At 37.9% G+C, this 17,254-nt stretch carries 18 protein-coding genes and 1 pseudogene; 14 read left to right on the forward strand and 5 right to left on the reverse strand.

The annotated features are described in order from the left end of the window. Window positions 1–336: 336 nt before the first annotated feature. Together CWR48_RS17945 and CWR48_RS17950 are read left to right on the forward strand one after the other, a co-directional pair. Window positions 337–774, forward strand: coding sequence for a MarR family winged helix-turn-helix transcriptional regulator (locus tag CWR48_RS17945; protein WP_115774690.1), 438 nt, complete (start codon window positions 337–339; stop codon window positions 772–774). 73 nt (window positions 775–847) lie between these two features. Next, window positions 848–1,792 carry a ring-cleaving dioxygenase gene (locus CWR48_RS17950; protein ID WP_115774691.1) on the forward strand — a complete coding sequence of 315 codons (945 nt, stop codon included), beginning with the start codon at window positions 848–850 and terminating at the stop codon, window positions 1,790–1,792. A gap of 109 nt (window positions 1,793–1,901) precedes the next feature. Here CWR48_RS17950 and CWR48_RS17955 read toward each other — a convergent pair whose 3' ends face one another. Together CWR48_RS17955 and CWR48_RS17960 are read right to left on the reverse strand one after the other, a co-directional pair. Next, window positions 1,902–2,843, reverse strand: a complete 942-nt coding sequence (locus CWR48_RS17955; RefSeq protein WP_115774692.1) for a DMT family transporter — start codon at window positions 2,841–2,843, stop codon at window positions 1,902–1,904. Between the two features lie 96 nt (window positions 2,844–2,939). Beyond that, complete coding sequence (locus CWR48_RS17960) at window positions 2,940–3,497, reverse strand: helix-turn-helix domain-containing protein (RefSeq protein ID WP_115774693.1); 558 nt, start codon at window positions 3,495–3,497, stop codon at window positions 2,940–2,942. 78 nt (window positions 3,498–3,575) lie between these two features. Between CWR48_RS17960 and CWR48_RS17965 the strand changes: the two genes are divergently transcribed. Both CWR48_RS17965 and CWR48_RS17970 read left to right on the forward strand, forming a co-directional pair. Further along, the gene (locus CWR48_RS17965) at window positions 3,576–4,301 is read left to right on the forward strand and encodes an AzlC family ABC transporter permease (RefSeq protein WP_115774694.1); all 726 of its coding nucleotides are present in this window, start codon (window positions 3,576–3,578) and stop codon (window positions 4,299–4,301) included. Continuing rightward, window positions 4,298–4,621 carry an AzlD domain-containing protein gene (locus CWR48_RS17970; RefSeq protein ID WP_115774695.1) on the forward strand — a complete coding sequence of 108 codons (324 nt, stop codon included), beginning with the start codon at window positions 4,298–4,300 and terminating at the stop codon, window positions 4,619–4,621. The genes CWR48_RS17965 and CWR48_RS17970 overlap by 4 nt, the downstream gene beginning before the upstream one ends. Window positions 4,622–4,767: 146 nt before the next feature. On the opposite strand, the gene CWR48_RS17975 is transcribed toward CWR48_RS17970, so the two are convergent. Both CWR48_RS17975 and CWR48_RS17980 read right to left on the reverse strand, forming a co-directional pair. Next, window positions 4,768–5,280, reverse strand: a complete 513-nt coding sequence (locus tag CWR48_RS17975; protein ID WP_115774696.1) for a GNAT family N-acetyltransferase — start codon at window positions 5,278–5,280, stop codon at window positions 4,768–4,770. A gap of 428 nt (window positions 5,281–5,708) precedes the next feature. Beyond that, the gene (locus CWR48_RS17980) at window positions 5,709–6,893 is read right to left on the reverse strand and encodes an NADH-dependent flavin oxidoreductase (RefSeq protein WP_115774778.1); all 1,185 of its coding nucleotides are present in this window, start codon (window positions 6,891–6,893) and stop codon (window positions 5,709–5,711) included. Between the two features lie 240 nt (window positions 6,894–7,133). Between CWR48_RS17980 and CWR48_RS17985 the strand changes: the two genes are divergently transcribed. From CWR48_RS17985 to CWR48_RS18030, 9 genes and pseudogenes are all read left to right on the forward strand, one after another. Then, on the forward strand, window positions 7,134–7,466 hold the full coding sequence (locus tag CWR48_RS17985; RefSeq protein ID WP_115774697.1) for a glycine cleavage system H family protein: 333 nt from the start codon (window positions 7,134–7,136) through the stop codon (window positions 7,464–7,466). Between the two features lie 235 nt (window positions 7,467–7,701). Further along, complete coding sequence (locus tag CWR48_RS17990; protein WP_115774698.1) at window positions 7,702–8,496, forward strand: protein-ADP-ribose hydrolase; 795 nt, start codon at window positions 7,702–7,704, stop codon at window positions 8,494–8,496. A 9-nt stretch (window positions 8,497–8,505) separates the two neighbouring features. Next, window positions 8,506–9,387 (forward strand): SIR2 family NAD-dependent protein deacylase, encoded by an 882-nt coding sequence (locus CWR48_RS17995; protein WP_115774699.1) that lies wholly within the window; start codon window positions 8,506–8,508, stop codon window positions 9,385–9,387. A gap of 108 nt (window positions 9,388–9,495) precedes the next feature. Continuing rightward, complete coding sequence (gene lplA, locus CWR48_RS18000; RefSeq protein ID WP_115774700.1) at window positions 9,496–10,527, forward strand: lipoate--protein ligase; 1,032 nt, start codon at window positions 9,496–9,498, stop codon at window positions 10,525–10,527. A gap of 30 nt (window positions 10,528–10,557) precedes the next feature. Then, window positions 10,558–11,568, forward strand: a complete 1,011-nt coding sequence (locus CWR48_RS18005; RefSeq protein ID WP_115774701.1) for an LLM class flavin-dependent oxidoreductase — start codon at window positions 10,558–10,560, stop codon at window positions 11,566–11,568. A gap of 71 nt (window positions 11,569–11,639) precedes the next feature. Next, window positions 11,640–12,209: a DUF4256 domain-containing protein gene (locus tag CWR48_RS18010; protein WP_115774702.1), complete on the forward strand. Its 570-nt coding sequence runs from the start codon at window positions 11,640–11,642 to the stop codon at window positions 12,207–12,209. Window positions 12,210–12,591: 382 nt separating this feature from the next. After that, window positions 12,592–13,614, forward strand: a complete 1,023-nt coding sequence (locus CWR48_RS18020) for an ROK family transcriptional regulator (protein WP_115774704.1) — start codon at window positions 12,592–12,594, stop codon at window positions 13,612–13,614. A 49-nt stretch (window positions 13,615–13,663) separates the two neighbouring features. Then, a complete protein-coding gene (locus CWR48_RS18025) occupies window positions 13,664–14,887 on the forward strand; it encodes an MFS transporter (protein WP_115774705.1) in 1,224 nt (407 codons plus the stop codon). Window positions 14,888–14,935: 48 nt separating this feature from the next. Next, a pseudogene (locus CWR48_RS18030) lies at window positions 14,936–15,295 on the forward strand (HAD family hydrolase); the annotation flags it as partial. A 70-nt stretch (window positions 15,296–15,365) separates the two neighbouring features. Here CWR48_RS18030 and CWR48_RS18035 read toward each other — a convergent pair. Next, window positions 15,366–16,292 (reverse strand): prenyltransferase, encoded by a 927-nt coding sequence (locus tag CWR48_RS18035; protein WP_245976858.1) that lies wholly within the window; start codon window positions 16,290–16,292, stop codon window positions 15,366–15,368. Window positions 16,293–16,627: 335 nt separating this feature from the next. Here CWR48_RS18035 and CWR48_RS18040 point away from each other — a divergent pair, with 335 nt between their 5' ends. Beyond that, a complete protein-coding gene (locus tag CWR48_RS18040; RefSeq protein ID WP_115774707.1) occupies window positions 16,628–17,155 on the forward strand; it encodes a YehS family protein in 528 nt (175 codons plus the stop codon). Window positions 17,156–17,254 lie beyond the last annotated feature (99 nt).

Raw genomic sequence — 17,254 nt, forward strand, 5'->3', positions numbered from 1 at the left:
AAATATAACTACTATACAGATAAATGTGTTAGATGCGGAAAAGAAAGAAAAATATCCTAAGACTAAAACCTGACGTAAATTATTAAGCGTCAGGTTTTTTAATGGGATTTTGCTTCTCGTTTTTCATTCTTTATTTTATTTACTTGCGATCTCCAATAGTTTTGTTCCAGGGCCTGTCTGATGGAAAAGGAAAAATAGAGAGAATTGCAGGAGCAATAAGGAAAAAGAAGATGATTAGGATATGTATATGCAAAAATATACTGAATTCAAGATAATATCCTTATATTTTTATCAATTGAGTAGTAAAGTGATAGTAACGAAGGGAAGTGAGGCGTATTGAGAAAAAGTACACTTGGTTCACTAATCTGGTTGCGTATTGCTCGATTTACGCATCAAAGTAATCTATTATCGAATGAATTCTTAAAGCAATTTGGTATTACAACAGCTCAATTTGATATATTAAATCAGGTTTCTATTTATCAGCCGGTAATGCAAAGTGAACTTGCTGCAAAAGCGACCGTCTCAGAGGGTGGAATATCGCGTATGCTCACTCGACTTGAGCAAGAGGGGTATATACAGCGGAAGCAAGATTGGAAAACCAAATGGATTAGCCTAACGTCAAAAGGGGAAAGAAAAATCCAAGAAGTATTTGAACACCAGCTTGCCTTTCAAACGTCTATTCTAAATGAATGCTTAACAGAAAATGAGCAGAAAACCTTATATAAACTCATGACAAAACTACAAAAACATACCGAATATAAATTAGAAGAATAGCTATCCTAGTGTAAATGGTATATTATTTTTTCATTATCACTTGACTAGTAAACTGAAAAAGGGAGAGCATACTATGTATAAAATTCCAGGACATCATCACATTTCGATGATTACAAAAAACGCAAGTCAAAATAATCATTTTTACAAACAAGTACTTGGTTTACGTCGTGTAAAAGTAACAGTGAACCAGGACGATCCGTCGATGTATCACTTATTTTATGGCGACAAAACAGGTAGCCCAGGTACAGAACTAACCTTTTTTGAAATTCCTTTAGTAGGAACCACATATCATGGTACAAATGCGATCACTAGAATCGGGTTACTCGTTCCTTCTGAGGATAGTCTCGGGTATTGGAAAGCACGATTTGAGGAACATGGTGTGTACCATGGGGAAATCACTACCTATGCAAATCGATCTGCCTTGAAATTTGAGGATCCAGACGGACTTCGTTTAGTGCTGCTCGTTTCAAACGGAGAAAAGATAGAGCACTGGGAAACATGGGAGAAATCTGAGGTACCCGCCGAACATCAGATTCAAGGAATGGGTTCTGTGGAAATGACGGTGAAGAGACTTGAGAAAATGGCGAACACTCTTACAGAACTGTTTGGGTATACAGAGGTAAGCAGAAATGATAGAGAAGCGATTTATCAGTCTGTCAATGGAGAGGCCTTTGGAGAAATTGTAGTGAAATATTTGGACAGCCCTTCTGAGAAACCAGGACGCGGCAGTATTCATCATTTAGCGATTCGTGTAAAAGATGATGAAGAACTTAGGTTTTGGGATGAACAAGTGAAAAAAAGAGGCTTCCAATCTTCGGGTATTGTCGATCGTTTCTACTTTAAGAGTATATATTTCCGAGAATCAAACGGGATACTTTTTGAAATTGCAACAGATGGACCAGGATTTATAGTTGATGGGGATGTGGAACATTTAGGAGAAAAACTTGATTTGCCGCCATTTTTAGAGGATAGACGAGCAGAAATTGAAGCAAAACTATCTCCGATTGAAGAGAAGTAAAATACTAACTTAATTTGTGCTAGAAAGATGTTTAGGCAATTCCCCCTGTGGTTACCTTAATCCAAAGGAGGAATTGCCTAATTTCATTTTTTAATATTATAAGTGCCTTTTAAATTATCTTAATTAAAATCACACCGACGAACATTAATACGAGACCTAATATTTGAATTGGCGTAATTCGATTCTTCACTGATTTTAACAGCCCGAACTGTTCTACTAGGAGACTGCCGACAATCTGACCGAATAGGGCAAGAATTATTGTTTGTCCGGTTCCAATTTGTCCAACAAGGAAAACATTAATTAGCACATATAGTCCGCCTATTATACCTCCAAGCCACACCCACCAAGGAGCTGATTGCTTAATAGGCTCCTTGATATTAGTATAATTTCGATCCTTTAGACCGACTACAATAATTAGTGTCACAGAGCCAATAAAGAACGAGACGAAGGCCGCTTGGAATGGGGAATGAAGGACGACCCCTAATTGCCCATTGACAGCTGCTTGAATGGACATTAACATTCCAGCACCAATCCCGATTAAACGCCATACCCATTGAATTGATTGATTTTCCCTTGGTACTGAGGGGAGCTTGCGTTTAGATATGATTTCCTGTACTACGACAGCTAATAAGACACCGATTAAGACCAGCAATACTCCGATCATCCGGTATATTCCGAAAGTTTGCTTTATCGAGTTAAACCAGCCAAAGTTATCAATTAGCATCCCCATTACAATCATTCCCAAAATTGGCATAACCGTTGTCTGTACACTTCCGATTTTAGGAAAAAGCAATATATTAGTGGTTAGCGCAATCACACCACAAAAACCACCAAACCATATCCAAATCGGTTGACTAGTGAACAGGCTTACGGGAACTGCAAATGAGGAACCACTAGTAATAATGATAATAGCTAAAAAGATTGTTCCAACTAAAAATGAAACCATTGAAGCTAAAAAAGGTGAAACAACGAATTTTCTCAGTTGTGAATTGATAGCTGTTTGTACAGCTAATCCGAACCCGATTCCAATACCTAAAAGAGCTGCTAGCAATTATTTCACTCCATCTTGTGATCGTAGTTTTTTATTACGTTTTTAATTATGCCATAATTAGTAAAGGAATCTTAATTATTTGTATCAAGTTTTGCCTTATTTTTCATCAGGATAAAAGATAATAATATAAAATCTAACAAGTTCGTTTGAATCGTTTATATAAATATGTTCCGTATTTGCATGGAATTTAATCGTTTCGTCAGTATTTAATTCAAACTTTTCCTCTTGGATAAAAAGGGTAAGTGTGCCTTGTTTCATTAGTACATATTCCACACCGGTATGCTTTTCGGATATATGATTAAAACCTGGCTTTAGATCTACAGTAAAAACTTCAAACTTTTTTTCGGGATGAAACGGGAAGAGCGAATATACAAGATAATTTCCATCATTATCAACTACTGGGTTAAGCTCATTCATCTTGATCTTTTTAATTTTTGGCCTCTCCGGTTCCCTTAAAAAAGCCGAAAAAGATACTTGCAGCCCATTTGCGATTTTCCAAAGAGTGGTGACTGTTGGATTTGATTTGCCATTTTCAATTTGTGCCAGCATTGCTTTACTAACCCCTGTCAGCTCTGAAACGCTATCTAGACTCAATCCTCGGTTTTTTCTCATTTTGGCAAGATTATTCGCGATTACTTCTTGAATAAATTCCATAATAAATCTCCTTGACTCTTTTTTGTGTTCATTATAACATATGTTTATACAATATAACATACAGAAGGTGGTGCAATTATGTATGGATTAGCAAAAGAAATAAATAGGGAAGAAGATCTTACGACATTCTCTCAAGGAGCAAAAGATTGTGTACCTACTTTAATTGGCTACATCAGTATTGGAATTGCCATGGGGATTGTTGGGGCATCATCCAATCTAAGCATATTAGAAATTGCGCTATTATCGGCATTAGTCTATGCTGGTGCGGCTCAATTTATTATTTGTGCATTGCTGGTAGCCGGAAGTCCTATTTCCGTTATTATATTTACAACTTTTATTGTAAATTTACGGAATTTTTTATTAAGCATGACATTGGCTCCGTACTTCACAAAATATCCTTTAATGAAAAATATTGGGATAGGGGCGCTTGTAACAGATGAGTCATTTGGTGTTACTGCAAATAAAATTGCCAAAAAGGAAACATTTAATGCCAGTTGGATGAATGGGTTGAATGTAACAGCATATATTTTTTGGAATTTATCTTGTATATTGGGTGCAATCTTTGGCAAATGGATTTCAAACCCGGAAGTACTTGGACTAGATTTTTCTTTAACCGCAATGTTTTTGGCATTGCTTGTGTTGCAATTAGAGAATATAGCGCATAGTAAATTAAAATTTTATCTAACATTGATTGTTTATGTAGTTATTTTGATGTTAATCCTTTGTATGTTTCTGCCTTCTTACATAGCAATTCTATTATCAACCATGATAGTTGCAACGATTGGGGTTGTGAAAGACAAATGAGTCTTAATTTATCAATGTTATTTATCATTTCAGGCTGTGCTCTTGTCACGTTTATTCCGAGGGTTATCCCATTTATCGTTATAAGAAATATTAAACTCCCAGCTATTGTGATCAAATGGCTCTCATTTATCCCAATTTGCATTTTTACTGCGCTTATCGTTGATAGTTTTATTATCCAGGATGAATCATTGTTATCCATTGATTGGCGCGTTCTTATTGCAATTATACCAACACTGATTATAGCTTTATTTACAAGAAGCTTGTCCATTACGGTGATTGTAGGAATAGTGAGTATGGCTGCTGTCAGGTTTGTGTTTTAAAGCAAACTTGATACGATTCTGAACGTAACAATGAGGGGAAAGCGGAGATTTTAGGAAATAACTTAATAACAGAATAGTGGTAAGAGCAGTGGGGCTGCTCTTATTTTCGATTATCTTAGCTTCTTTCACTAACCTTACGATGATTTCTATTCTTCCGTAGGGTTCTTCGGCCCATTAAGCTCTAATTGATAAAATGCTAAGTCCAGCCATCGGTTGAACTTAAAACCAGCCTTCTCTATTGTGCCTGCATGAACAAAACCCAAACTTTTATGCAGGGCAATGCTTTTTTCGTTTGCTGCATCAATTCCAGCAATAAAGGTCTTATACTCTCTTTCCTTAGCAACAGTAATCAATTCTTTTATTAAAGAGGACGCAATTCCTCTTTTTCTGTACTCCCTATCTACATAAACAGAATGTTCAATTGAATATTTATAAGCCGGCCATGGTCTAAATGGACCGTATGTAGCAAATCCAACGACTTTATTATCAAGTTCACATACTAATATTGGATTATCTTCCGCCATCTTTTGTTCATACCATGATTGTCTATTTTCAAGTGTTTGCGGTTTATATGAATAAACAGCAGTTGTATTGATAATCGCATCATTATATATTTTCAAAATGTCCATTAAGTCTTTCGGTGTTGCTTCCCTTATCATGTTGTTCTTCCTCTCATCATCAGTTGCTTACTCTACTTATTTTAGAACGATTTATCCAAAACGTAAAATTAAACTATGAATAATCTTCCATCTAATACAAATAGATATAATCTGGGGACAGGCTGTATCGTGAAAATTACATGAATATCCAGTATTATCGCTGTTCTATTGGAAGAAAGTGATCAGATTCAATTGGGATTGGTGAAGCGGAACGATGTATTTTTACCTGAAGAACTTCTCGTATTTATTGATTTTCTAAAATTATCCTTGGAAAAATCAATGCCTAAGAACGGATAAGGGAAGAGATCTAATAGTTTTCATAGGAATATACCAATTATAAATTCCGCTGGGTTGACTCCGTAACATATTGAAAAAACACTAATCCCTACTTTTACTAAGGATTAGTGTTTTCCAATGATCATCAAACACTATTTATATAATTTACGAAATTCACGACGGGATTCGTCTGAAAGCGAACCGCCGATATCCATTAATTCAACAATGTCTTTAAAAGCTCTTTCGGGAATTGCTAAATCGGCTAGCTCCTCTGAAGAGAAGCCCAAGTTAATCTCATCTTCCCGGCCGTCTTTTAATTTGATAACAAAGTCAGGTTCCGTAACAAACGGTGTTGACATGCCGACCATATCAGAGAATTGGAAAGCTTCCAGTACTTTTTCTGGCGAGTTGATGCCGCCAGTAGCCATTACGGGAATACGGCCAGCGATATGTTCGTATACGACTTGGTTCATGAATTCACCTTTATATTTACCTTGGCGAATCGTTTGTTTGTATATATTCTTTCCCCAACTAGCAGTAGCTAAATATTGGATATTTGCTACTTCTATGATCCGGTCCATGAAATAAAAGAAGTCTTCTGCACTGTAGCCGATTTTCTCACCGCGGGTTTCTTCGGGTGTACCCCTAAACCCTAGGATAAAGTCGTCTGGTGCTTCTTCATCAATCACTTTCTGGACAGCTTCCATTACTTCAATACCGAAGCGTGAGCGATTTTCAATATTCCCGGCGCCATATTCATCGTTACGTTCGTTTGAAAAGGTGGATAAGAATGTTTGAATTAATAAGCGCTGGGCACTTGAAATTTCAACCCCATCAAAGCCGGCTTTAATCGCCCGGCGAGTTGCATCAGCATATTGTGTGATGACATGCTGAATTTTACGCTTAGACATCGGTAATACGGTATGTTCAACCGGAGTTTTCAAGTTCATTTTACTCGGACCATACACGACACCAAAATCCTTGAGTGATATTTTGGAGAAACGACCTGCGTGCGTTAATTGAATAATTGCTTTGGCACCATCTTTTTTCATCGCTTGTGCAAGCTGTTTGAGTCCTTCAATGCTGCGATCATCATCGATACTAAAGCCATATTCAAACAGTTGCCCATATTCCTCAATATAGGCAGCGCCTGTAATTTGCAGCGGTGCAGAACAAGCGCGTCGTGCTGCATAGGCCAAATCTTCCCCAGTAACATACCCTTCACTTGTTGAAGAATTGGTAATCATAGGGGACAGGACAAAGCGATTATCCAATTCAGTTCCATTTGGAAGAGTGATTGTCTCAAACATCGGTTTATATTGCTTTGTTATATTCATATGTGTTGTTTTCAATTCCCTCCGTCGCGTAATATTTGCAAATGAATAAAACTGTCACCTCGAACATGGAGTATCAAATAAGTACAGTTTTTCTCCCTGTACCAATAGTTTGCTCATTTAAATAGCATCATTATTCAAATAATTTTTTAAAATTTAAGGCACTCTACTTGAGGGCTTGCTAATACATGATATACTAAGTATATCATATGATGAAATTTATATTGGAAAGAAGGAATAATAATGAAAAAAAGAGCGAATTTCTTATTTATAGAAAAAAATGATGATGTTTATACGCTAAGTATGACACCAGAATTGCAAGATGATATTGGTACAGTTGGATTTGTAGAATACACAGATGGAGAAACACTTAAAGCGGATGATGCGATTTTAAGCTTAGAAGCATCAAAAACTGTTTTTGAACTGGATTCTCCATTAGCTGGTAAAATTGTTGAGCGCAACACAGCAGCAGTAAGTGAACCAACATTGCTAAACTCAGCTAAAGCTGAAGAAAATTGGGTAGTTAAATTAACGGACGTCGATGAAGCAGCATTTAATCAACTCGAAGAAGCTTAATGTTAGTTGAACAGAATCGGGATTTTGACTTTCTGTTAATCCCACACTTACAATTCTTGCTTTTTCTCGAATTCTTTTCGCTAAGGGTCTTACAGCCAGTTGATTTGGGATAAATCCCTTGATAGACCTATTCTTTATTATAATCAGTGTGCTGATTAGCAGTAATAATAGGTCTATTTCTTAATACATAAGTGCGACTGGTCTTTTCTAAAAAATAATTTTGAAGGAGCAGCATATGGATCAAGAAGCTAAATTGGATTATCTAATTGAATATTTATTGAGCGAGAATCCACATGCTAACAAAGAAATAAGGCTGGATAAAACAAATACCGCGGAAGGTAAAATAGCGCTGTTTCGAGGACTATGTAATATCCGGCAGCCTGAACCTGTCTCAGAACAGTTTATTAAGGTTCAAGATGCCTTCTTAACACAGTGGAATAATGAACGACATATAACCACCTTACAGGAATTAGAAGCTGTTCATCCTCAGCTATATTTATGGCAAGGTGATATTACAAGTCTGGCAGTGGATGCAATAGTTAATGCGGCCAATAGCAAGATGCTGGGCTGCACGCTGGCAAATCATCAATGTATCGACAATATTATTCATACCCGTGCAGGTGTACAGTTGCGCTTAGAATGTGATGCGCTAATAAAAGCTCAAGGTCGCAAGGAGCCGGTTGGGAAAGCGAAAATTACCAATGCATATAATTTACCGGCAAATTATGTAATACATACGGTTGGACCATTTATCGAGGAACGTGGTGTCTCACCTTTAAAAGAGCAAATGCTTGCTTCGTCCTATAATTCTTGTCTAGCCTTGGCGAATCAATATCAATTAAACACGATTGCTTTTTGCTGCATTTCAACAGGCGAATTTAATTTTCCTAATCAACGTGCAGCTGAGATTGCGATTCAAACGGTGAAAAAATATATAAGAGATACTGGGTCGACGCTTCAAGTTATCTTTAATGTGTTTAAGGATGAGGATTTACAAATTTATCAGCCCTTATTAGCGGGGAAAGAATAGGAGATTATTATGCAGCAGCTTGAAAATCATTGGAAAACACTAACAGTCGGAGCATCCTTGTCACAAGCCGATTTATTAAACCAACTAATAGAGGAAGCTGAGGCAATTGTTATCGGTATTGGTGCAGGGATGTCTGCAGCAACTGGCTTTACATATGTAGGAAAACGATTTACGGACGCCTTTCCTGATTTTGTTGCGAAGTATCGTTTATTTGATATGTTACAAGCAAGTCTATTTGATTTTGAAGATGAGCAAGAATATTGGGCTTTTCAAAGTCGATTCAGTTTGCTGAATTTCTTTGACCAGCCAGTAGGAGAGGCATATGTTGATTTGCGACGTCTGGTGATAGGTAAAAATTATCATGTTATTACAACAAATGCCGATAATGCGTTTTATGCAGCGGAGTTCGATATGGATAAAGTGTTCCGCATCCAAGGAGAATACGGGTTATGGCAATGCTCCGAGCACTGTCACCAACAGACATATCATGATGAAGCCTTAATTCGCCAAATGGTCAATGAACAATCGGATATGAAGGTACCTGCAAGTTTAGTTCCTCATTGTCCGAAATGTGGAGCCAGTTTGGAAGTCAACAAACGTAATGAAGAAAAAGGAATGGTCGAGGATGGTCATTTCCATGAACAGAAAGACCGTTATGAAAGCTTCCTAAAAGATAATAAAGATAAAAAAGTGCTGTTTCTGGAAATAGGTGTGGGACATACAACCCCACAATTTATTAAACAGCCATTCCAGCAAATGACGGATGGAAACGAGAAAGCGTTGTATGTAACGATGAATCAAAAAGATTACTTCATCCCACATGCCGTTCGTCCGCAAACAGTAAGGATTGATGAGGATATTGCTGAAGTATTACATGATGCAAGTAATTAGAAAACTAAGGTAAATCCTAAGCCTTTCGGTGACAGCCTTAGTTGCACTTATGTAGTAAGAAATATTTTATACTTTCTTGACTACCAAGTAAATAATGGGGGTTGCAAATTGTATTTAATTGAATCGAAGCGTGATGGAGAATGGATTTATGATCCAGGAATGGCGATGGCTTTACAAGTATATGTGAAAGACAATATCTTTTTAGATGACGATGTCTTATTCGCGTACATGATGCAGCCGGCTGTTCAAATTGGAAAATTCCAAAATGCATATGAGGAAGTCAATCAGCCGTATATGGATGAACATGATATTAAAATCATTCGCAGGGAAACAGGTGGCGGTGCAATCTATCTCGATGATCGCAATATGAGTTTCTGCTTCTTATTCGATGGCAATAATGACATCTATGGGAATTATGCACGTTTGTATGAACCAGCCATCAAAGCACTTGAAAAATTAGGTGTAAAAAACCTGGAACAAAAAGGGCGGAATGATCTAGTTTTAGATGGAAAGAAAGTTTCCGGTGCAGCGATGACTTTACAGAAGGGTCGCGTTTATGCTGGGTATTCGTTATTATTAGATCCAAATTATGAAGCAATGGTGGCCGTTTTGAATCCAAATCAGAAGAAAATTAAATCACATGGGATCAGGTCTGTCCGCAGTCGAGTAGGAGCCATCCGTCCACATTTAGCGCCAAAATACCAAGACATGACAGTCTGGGAATTTTCGGATTATATGATTTGCCAGTTACTTGAAATTGAAGACAGTCGTGAAGCGAAGCATTATGAATTGACGCCAGAAGATTGGGCAGGCGTAGATAAAATTGCCACTGAAAAATACAATAATTGGGACTGGAACTATGGTCGTTTTCATCAGTTCGAATACCATTTAACAGAACGCTTCCCAATTGGAACGGTCAGTGTCGGCTTATCGATTGAGCATGCTAAGATTGCTGTCATCCAGATTACTGGTGACTTCTTCGGAACAAAAGATGTAAAAGATATTGAAAAAGCTTTAGTCGGAGTGCGATTAAGAAAATCAGATCTGATAAACGCATTAGAGCTGCTCGATTTAACGAACTATTTCGGAAATCTGACGAAAGAAGAATTCATTCGCTTTATTTTAAGCGAAAAGGCATAAGCACCGAGAGATGTAGAAAGAAGGATTAGATTGGTTAAATTAGGGATATTAGATTACGCCCAAATTGATGAAGGCGGAAGTGCTCAGCAAGCTTTGCAGAATACAGTTCAGCTGGCGCAATTAGCAGAAGCATTAGGCTATGAACGGTTTTGGATGACTGAACACCATAACGTGCCTGCTTTTGCGAGCAGTTCACCAGAACTGATTATGATGCGTTTAGCAGATGCAACGGAGCGGATTCGCCTCGGTTCTGGTGGGGTGATGCTTCCACATTACAGTCCGTATAAAGTAGCTGAAAATTTCCGGATTCTCGAAGCATTTCATCCAAATCGAATTGATTTAGGAATAGGCAATACAGTAGGAACGGCGATTGTGAATCGGACGCTGAATGAATTGAAAAAGGGTAAAATCAATTACGAGCAGAGTATTGATGATTTAACAAGGTATTTGAGCGACCAGGCAGATGAAACCCATCGTTTCTCCGGGATAACTGCTAACCCCGTTATTTCAACCTTCCCACAGATGTGGGTGTTATCAACGAGTGTCAGAAATGCTAAAATGGCTGCTAAATTTGGGATTGGCTATACATTTGGATTATTCCCGCATGCAGGAGCTGATAAATTAACCATTGGCATCCAGGCTGCAAAGACGTATCGTAATGAATTTCAGCCTTCACCTTTCATGGCAGCGCCTAAAGTGTCAATTGCCCCGTTTGTTGTTGCTGCTGAAACGAATGAGCAGGCAGAAGCTTACGCTGAAGCATTAGACCTGTGGCTACTCGGCGCGAAGAATAATTTCAGCGATTTGAGGGAGTTTCCATCAGTGGAAACTGCTAGGCAATATCCATATACGAAAGCAGAGAAGGAGATCATCGAAGCGAATCGATCTCGAATGATAGTAGGCGATATTGAAAGTGTCACAGAACAATTAAATGCGTTGATCAATCAATTTAAGGCTGATGAAGTCCTGTTAGTACTCCTTATGCCAGGTCTCGGAATTCGCAAAAAGGCTATTGAATTGTTGGCTGGAGCATTCCATTAAATGAATAGTAATAAATATATATTTATACATACTAAAACCATGATGAGTAAAACAGTAAGGAGGAAATTAACATGACAAAGGGCAATAAAAAGGAGTTGACACTAGATCAACGAGAAGAATTATTCGAAGCGTTGAAAACCCGTTTTGAGATAAACATGAACCGTCATGAGGACCTTGAATGGGCTAAAGTCCAGGCGAAGCTAGAGATTAATACTGAAAAGCTGTGGTCGCTCCATGAAATGGAAAGAACGGCCGGCGAACCGGATGTTGTAGGTTATGATAAAGAGAAGGATGAGTACATCTTTTATGATTGCTCAGCGGAAAGCCCTAAAGGCCGCAGAAGTGTTTGCTACGATTGGGAAGCGCTCGAGTCAAGGAAAAAGCATAAACCGGATAATAATGTGATTGATATGGCAACTGACATGGGCATTGAACTTTTAACGGAAGAACAATATCGAGCACTGCAGAAACTTGGGGATTTCGATATGAAATCGTCGAGCTGGGTGCAAACACCCGCAAATATTCGAAAACTCGGCGGAGCTGTTTTTTGCGATTATCGCTATGGGCAGGTATTCCTGTATCACAACGGTGCGGACTCTTACTATGGTGCAAGAGGATTCCGTGGTTCGCTAAGGGTTTAAACTTTGCAAAGATAAAGTAAAAAACACATGTTAATAAGAACAACAAGGACACAAATGGATGATGGCATTTGTGTCCTTTAATTAATTCTAGAACTTAGATTATCCTAAACGGTCATCATTTTTCACCTTTTGCCCCGGTTCAATAAGAACAACAACCAGTTCTGAATATATACCCCTCACTAGAACCTCTGAACTAAAATCCACGACTTTCTTACCTACATAAGTGACAACCAAGTTTTCTAATGATTTCCTTTCGAGGCTAATCAAAATAAGAGAAAACACTTTATCCTCTAAATTGTTTTCAGTAATTTTGTATGGTATATTACCAATGTAATAACTTATTAAAGATCTTTAATAAGTTAGTTGAAAGGAGATAATCTTTGTGGATACTACTCCAAAAACATTGCATAAGGCGATTATTTCCAGCATTCGTAAATCTCTTTTGGAACTTGGAAGTGCAACAAAAGCGGAGCTAAGTGAGAAATTAGACATTAGCTTTCCAACAATAAGTAAGTTTCTGTCACAGATGGAGAAGGGGGGAGAAATTTTTTCTGTTGGCTTAGATGAATCCAGCGGCGGGAGAAGAGCAAAAAGATATGCCTATAATCCTGAGTATATGCTTGGTCTTGCTGTTTTCTTAGAGAAAACAGAAACCAATTATACAATTTTTAACTGTGTAGGAGAAGTGAAGGAACAAGGGGAGACACCAAGTGTACTAGTAGATGGTGGAGTAAATTTACTAACAAAGTTTATTGAGGAAATAGTGGCTGAGACTCCTTCAAAAATCTGTTCTATCGCAATTGGCGTCCCGGGTTCGGTTGATAACGGTAAAATTTTCTATGTACCTGGATATGAAGATTTTCATGATTTGGATTTAGAAGGGTATTATGAGGATTATTTTTCTATCCCTGTCGTAGTAGAAAATGATATCAATGCTGCTGTTCTTGGGTTTAGCCATCATAATAGAATGAAGGATAATCAATCACTGATATATATGTATTTTGGTCAAAATGGACCTGGTGCAGGATTAATGATCAATGGAGATGTTGTGCGGGGAAAGACATTTTTCGCTGGAGAGGTTTCGTTCGTCCCTCAATATAAGGAGCAGAATTTTGGGCAGGCATTAGAAAACAGAAGTAGTACTAAGGAAGGGTCCGTGGAATATCAAATCGACTCAATTAGCAGGTTTGTTGCCACTTGTACAGCAATAATTAATCCTCATACCGTCATTTTTAGTAACGATGAAATAGAAACAGAGATGTTAAGTAAAGTTGCAATAGAAAGTTCAAAATATATTCCAGCAGAACATCTGCCGGAGCTTACAGTAAGTGAATGGAAGCAAGATTATTTGTATGGATTACAAAGGCTCTGTCTAGATCTCATGATTATGAATGATGGTGTATAAGTAGATATAAAAATTATATAGAAAAAATGTAGGGTGAGGTTAATAAACTATGACAATATTCCTTTTAGTTATCATTTATTTAGCTTTTATCAGTTTAGGTTTACCTGATTCATTGCTGGGGGCAGCGTGGCCAGTGATGCAATTAGACTATGGTGCACCACTTGAGACTGCTGGATTCCTGTTTATGACAATTGCTGGCGGTACGATCGTCTCCAGTTTACTTAGCGGTCGGTTACTTAAACGGTTTGGAACTGGTAATGTTACATTTGTTAGCGTTCTCATGACTGCTTGTGCTTTATTAGGATTTTATTTTGCCCCATCGATTTTTTGGTTAGTTGTATGTGCGATTCCACTTGGTTTAGGGGCGGGTGCGGTTGATGCCGGATTAAATAATTATGTTGCTACAAATTATAAGGCACATCATATGAGCTGGCTCCATTGTTTTTGGGGTGTTGGAGCTAGTCTTGGTCCGATTATTATGGCTTCCTTTATTTCTGGAGAAAATACGTGGAGAAATGGATATCTTGTTATTTCATGCATTCAGTTTGCGTTAGTAATTATCCTTCTGCTCACATTGCCTTTATGGGGGAGAGTAAAGAATAACAGCAATTTGTCTGTAAGTGAAGGTATTGCTGATTCAGAAGGAGTCACTCCAGATGAAGATATAAAAGATATCAAGCCTTTAAAAATTAGAGGAGTCAAACTTGCGCTTGTGGCTTTCCTATTTTATTGCGGTGTTGAAGCAACAGTGGGGCTCTGGGGAAGCAGCTTCTTGGTTAATGTCAAAGGGATAAGTGCAGCAACTGCTGCCGGCTGGGTTTCATTTTATTATGTCGGTATCACAGTTGGTAGGTTAATAACCGGCTTTATTACCTTTAAAACTACTAATCAAACGCTCATCCGGGCAGGGCAAATCATCGCATTAACGGGTGCTGTTATTTTATTTTTGCCATTACCATCGGCTTTCTCACTCGCAGGTTTTATTATTGTTGGATTAGGATTAGCACCAATATTCCCTTGTATGTTGCATGAAACACCAGCACGTTTTGGAAAGACACATTCACAGACAATCATGGGCTACCAAATGGCGATTGCTTACACTGGCACTACGTTTATACCGCCTCTTCTTGGGTTTATGGCGTCCCATTTAACGTTAGGTATTTTCCCAGTTTGTATTGTAGTTTTTGTAGCTGCAATGCTCCTTAGCTCAGAGAAATTAAATGATTTATTGAAAAAGAAAGTTTCGCTGAAGTCAAATTCGACAGTAATGTAAGGATTGTATTTACTAGAATTAAAAAATAGAAGCTTAGGAGGAATTGAAATGATTAAATTAGTGTTAACAGATATGGATGGAACATTCTTAAATAATAGGGGCGATTTTAACAGGGAACAGTATTAAGATGTAAAAAAGCTAATGAAGGAAAATGATGTTGTTTTTGCTCCTGTTACAGGGAAGCAGTGTGAACGTGTGGAAGAACTATTTGGTGCTGACTCTGAGGATTTATGGATTTTGGGTGATAGTGCAACAAGAATCAAGCATAATGGGGAATTTGTTTATGAATCGCTGCTAAGCAATAAATTAGGGCTGGAAATAATCCGTGTGCTTGAGGAAATAAGTTTGGATTATACGATTATTGCATGTACTAGAAGCCGTGCAGTAATAAAAAATAACATTTCTGAAGTGATGTGACCCCCAAAAGTTAGTTTTTGACTCTAAATTTTGGGGTGCACTTCATGCCTGTCCCTTCGTCTCATACAAAAATCCCCAAGCAGATTGCAGTAATCATAGCGAGAAAAAGTAAGATTTTTTCACAAACGGTGACTTGCTCGTAATTCGTGACATTCATTTTCATCACAAAAAATCCCCCGATTGAGATAGTCAGGAATAAGCATGCAGCAGCCCAGAAGCGATCAAATCCTATCCATAGCCCCCAAAGTCCAGTTACTAAAAGGTAAATTAACGCAGGAAATCGTGCATAATAAAGACCAAATGTATCAACGAACCATACTACACTTGTTCGTTTCATCGGTATAGCCCGTTTATCTGCCTCCAAATCAGGGATATGATGGACCATCACCCACGCCATACAAAAGAGGGCGTTAATGACAGCATTTTGTAAAGCCCATAAAGGAATGGAATCTAAGACAATCCACGGACCAGCAAAACCAAGAAAGAGAATAGCAGGAAATAAACTGAGCCACTCCCCCAAAAACGGATGGTAGCTTAATCGTAAAGGGGGAAGCGAATAAGATGTGGCAGACCAAATGCCAATCAACAATAGTATGGCAAGTTTGTACTGAGAGAATAATGTGAGTAATACAGCAATGATCAGCAGAAAAATAGTTAGCCATTTACCCAATTGGCGAAGGCCTTTTAAGGAAATCATTCCCTTTTGAACAACCCTGCTTCCACCTGATAAAATAGCTGGACTATGTGCATCTGTACCTGTTTGGAAGTCTGTATAATCATTTAAAGCATGTGTCAGTATTCCGTGAATGATAAATGCAGCGATCGCAAGGAGAGCAAATAGCATAAGCAAGTCCCCTAATGTCATAGTAGCATCTATAAATAAAGGGAGAAGACTTGAAATAATCGTTGCAATACTTGAAAAGATAACTGCGATAGAACGTAGTAAAGTCCAGCCACCACGGAGTACTGTGAGAATCTGATTGGCCAATTGAGCCACTCCTTTCCTAAGATTCGTGAAGCGAATCGCGAAAGTATTGATTGGTAGGTGTACGCTTCCTTTATCATCATTTCCTTGTGCCGAGATTTTATTTATTCCATATACAATACAGCGGAAAATCATTTACTTTGAATTCACTTGATAATGTATTATCTAACGGATAGTGCAAATGTGAGATAAAAAGTATAATCAATACATGGGAGTTGGAATAATTTGCAAAAGGTGAGATTAACCCTCATTATCTTATAATAGTGAAATATATTACAGCGATTACTAATAGTGTTCGCTATACTACCGTGCAATAATTCATAATAGGAGGCAAAAAAATGGATATGAATAATAATGATATTTTAATTCGATTACGATATGCTCTTGATCTAAAAGATATAGAGATGGTAGAAATTTTTAAACTAGGTGGCATTGACGTAACAAGGGAAGAAGTGCAAAAGATTCTCACTAAAACAAAAGACAGTTATGAGGAAGGCTTTGGAACGATGGATGCTATCGATCATGACCATATACCTTGTGATAATTTCATGCTAGAATCCTATCTGAATGGCCTGATTATCTATAAAAGAGGGAAACAGGAACCAAAGCCAGGACAAAACGAAAACCAACCGATGATGATAAAAAGTAATGCCAGTGTCAATAATGTATTGCTGAAAAAGTTAAAAATTGCACTGGCGTTAACAAGCGAAGATATGATGAGCATCCTAAAAGATGCCGGAGTTATTATCGCTAAAGGAGAATTAAGCGCACTATTAAGGAAAGAAGGACATAGTAATTACCGAAAATGCGGTGATCGGTATGCAAGGAATTTTTTGAAAGGATTAGGTATGAGGTATCGGGGATAGACAAACTCAAGGAGTAGGAACAAGCTAAATTCCTACTCTCACCCCAGCGAGGTAAGTGTGATTCTATTCCGAGTTTAATATATTGACAAATTGGTGAAC

This window comes from Oceanobacillus arenosus, assembly GCF_003369575.1.
GTDB classification, from domain to species: Bacteria; Bacillota; Bacilli; order Bacillales; family Amphibacillaceae; genus Oceanobacillus; species Oceanobacillus arenosus.

Coding starts and splice junctions, on each gene's coding strand:
- CWR48_RS18025 (WP_115774705.1), top strand. CDS start 13,664: ATGACAATATTCCTTTTAGTTATCATTTATTTAGCTTTTATCAGTTTA.
- CWR48_RS17980 (WP_115774778.1), bottom strand. CDS start 6,893: ATGAATATAACAAAGCAATATAAACCGATGTTTGAGACAATCACTCTT.
- CWR48_RS18010 (WP_115774702.1), top strand. CDS start 11,640: ATGACAAAGGGCAATAAAAAGGAGTTGACACTAGATCAACGAGAAGAA.
- CWR48_RS17985 (WP_115774697.1), top strand. CDS start 7,134: ATGAAAAAAAGAGCGAATTTCTTATTTATAGAAAAAAATGATGATGTT.
- CWR48_RS17960 (WP_115774693.1), bottom strand. CDS start 3,497: ATGGAATTTATTCAAGAAGTAATCGCGAATAATCTTGCCAAAATGAGA.
- CWR48_RS17965 (WP_115774694.1), top strand. CDS start 3,576: ATGTATGGATTAGCAAAAGAAATAAATAGGGAAGAAGATCTTACGACA.
- CWR48_RS17990 (WP_115774698.1), top strand. CDS start 7,702: ATGGATCAAGAAGCTAAATTGGATTATCTAATTGAATATTTATTGAGC.
- CWR48_RS17950 (WP_115774691.1), top strand. CDS start 848: ATGTATAAAATTCCAGGACATCATCACATTTCGATGATTACAAAAAAC.
- CWR48_RS17995 (WP_115774699.1), top strand. CDS start 8,506: ATGCAGCAGCTTGAAAATCATTGGAAAACACTAACAGTCGGAGCATCC.
- CWR48_RS18040 (WP_115774707.1), top strand. CDS start 16,628: ATGGATATGAATAATAATGATATTTTAATTCGATTACGATATGCTCTT.
- CWR48_RS17970 (WP_115774695.1), top strand. CDS start 4,298: ATGAGTCTTAATTTATCAATGTTATTTATCATTTCAGGCTGTGCTCTT.
- CWR48_RS17975 (WP_115774696.1), bottom strand. CDS start 5,280: ATGATAAGGGAAGCAACACCGAAAGACTTAATGGACATTTTGAAAATA.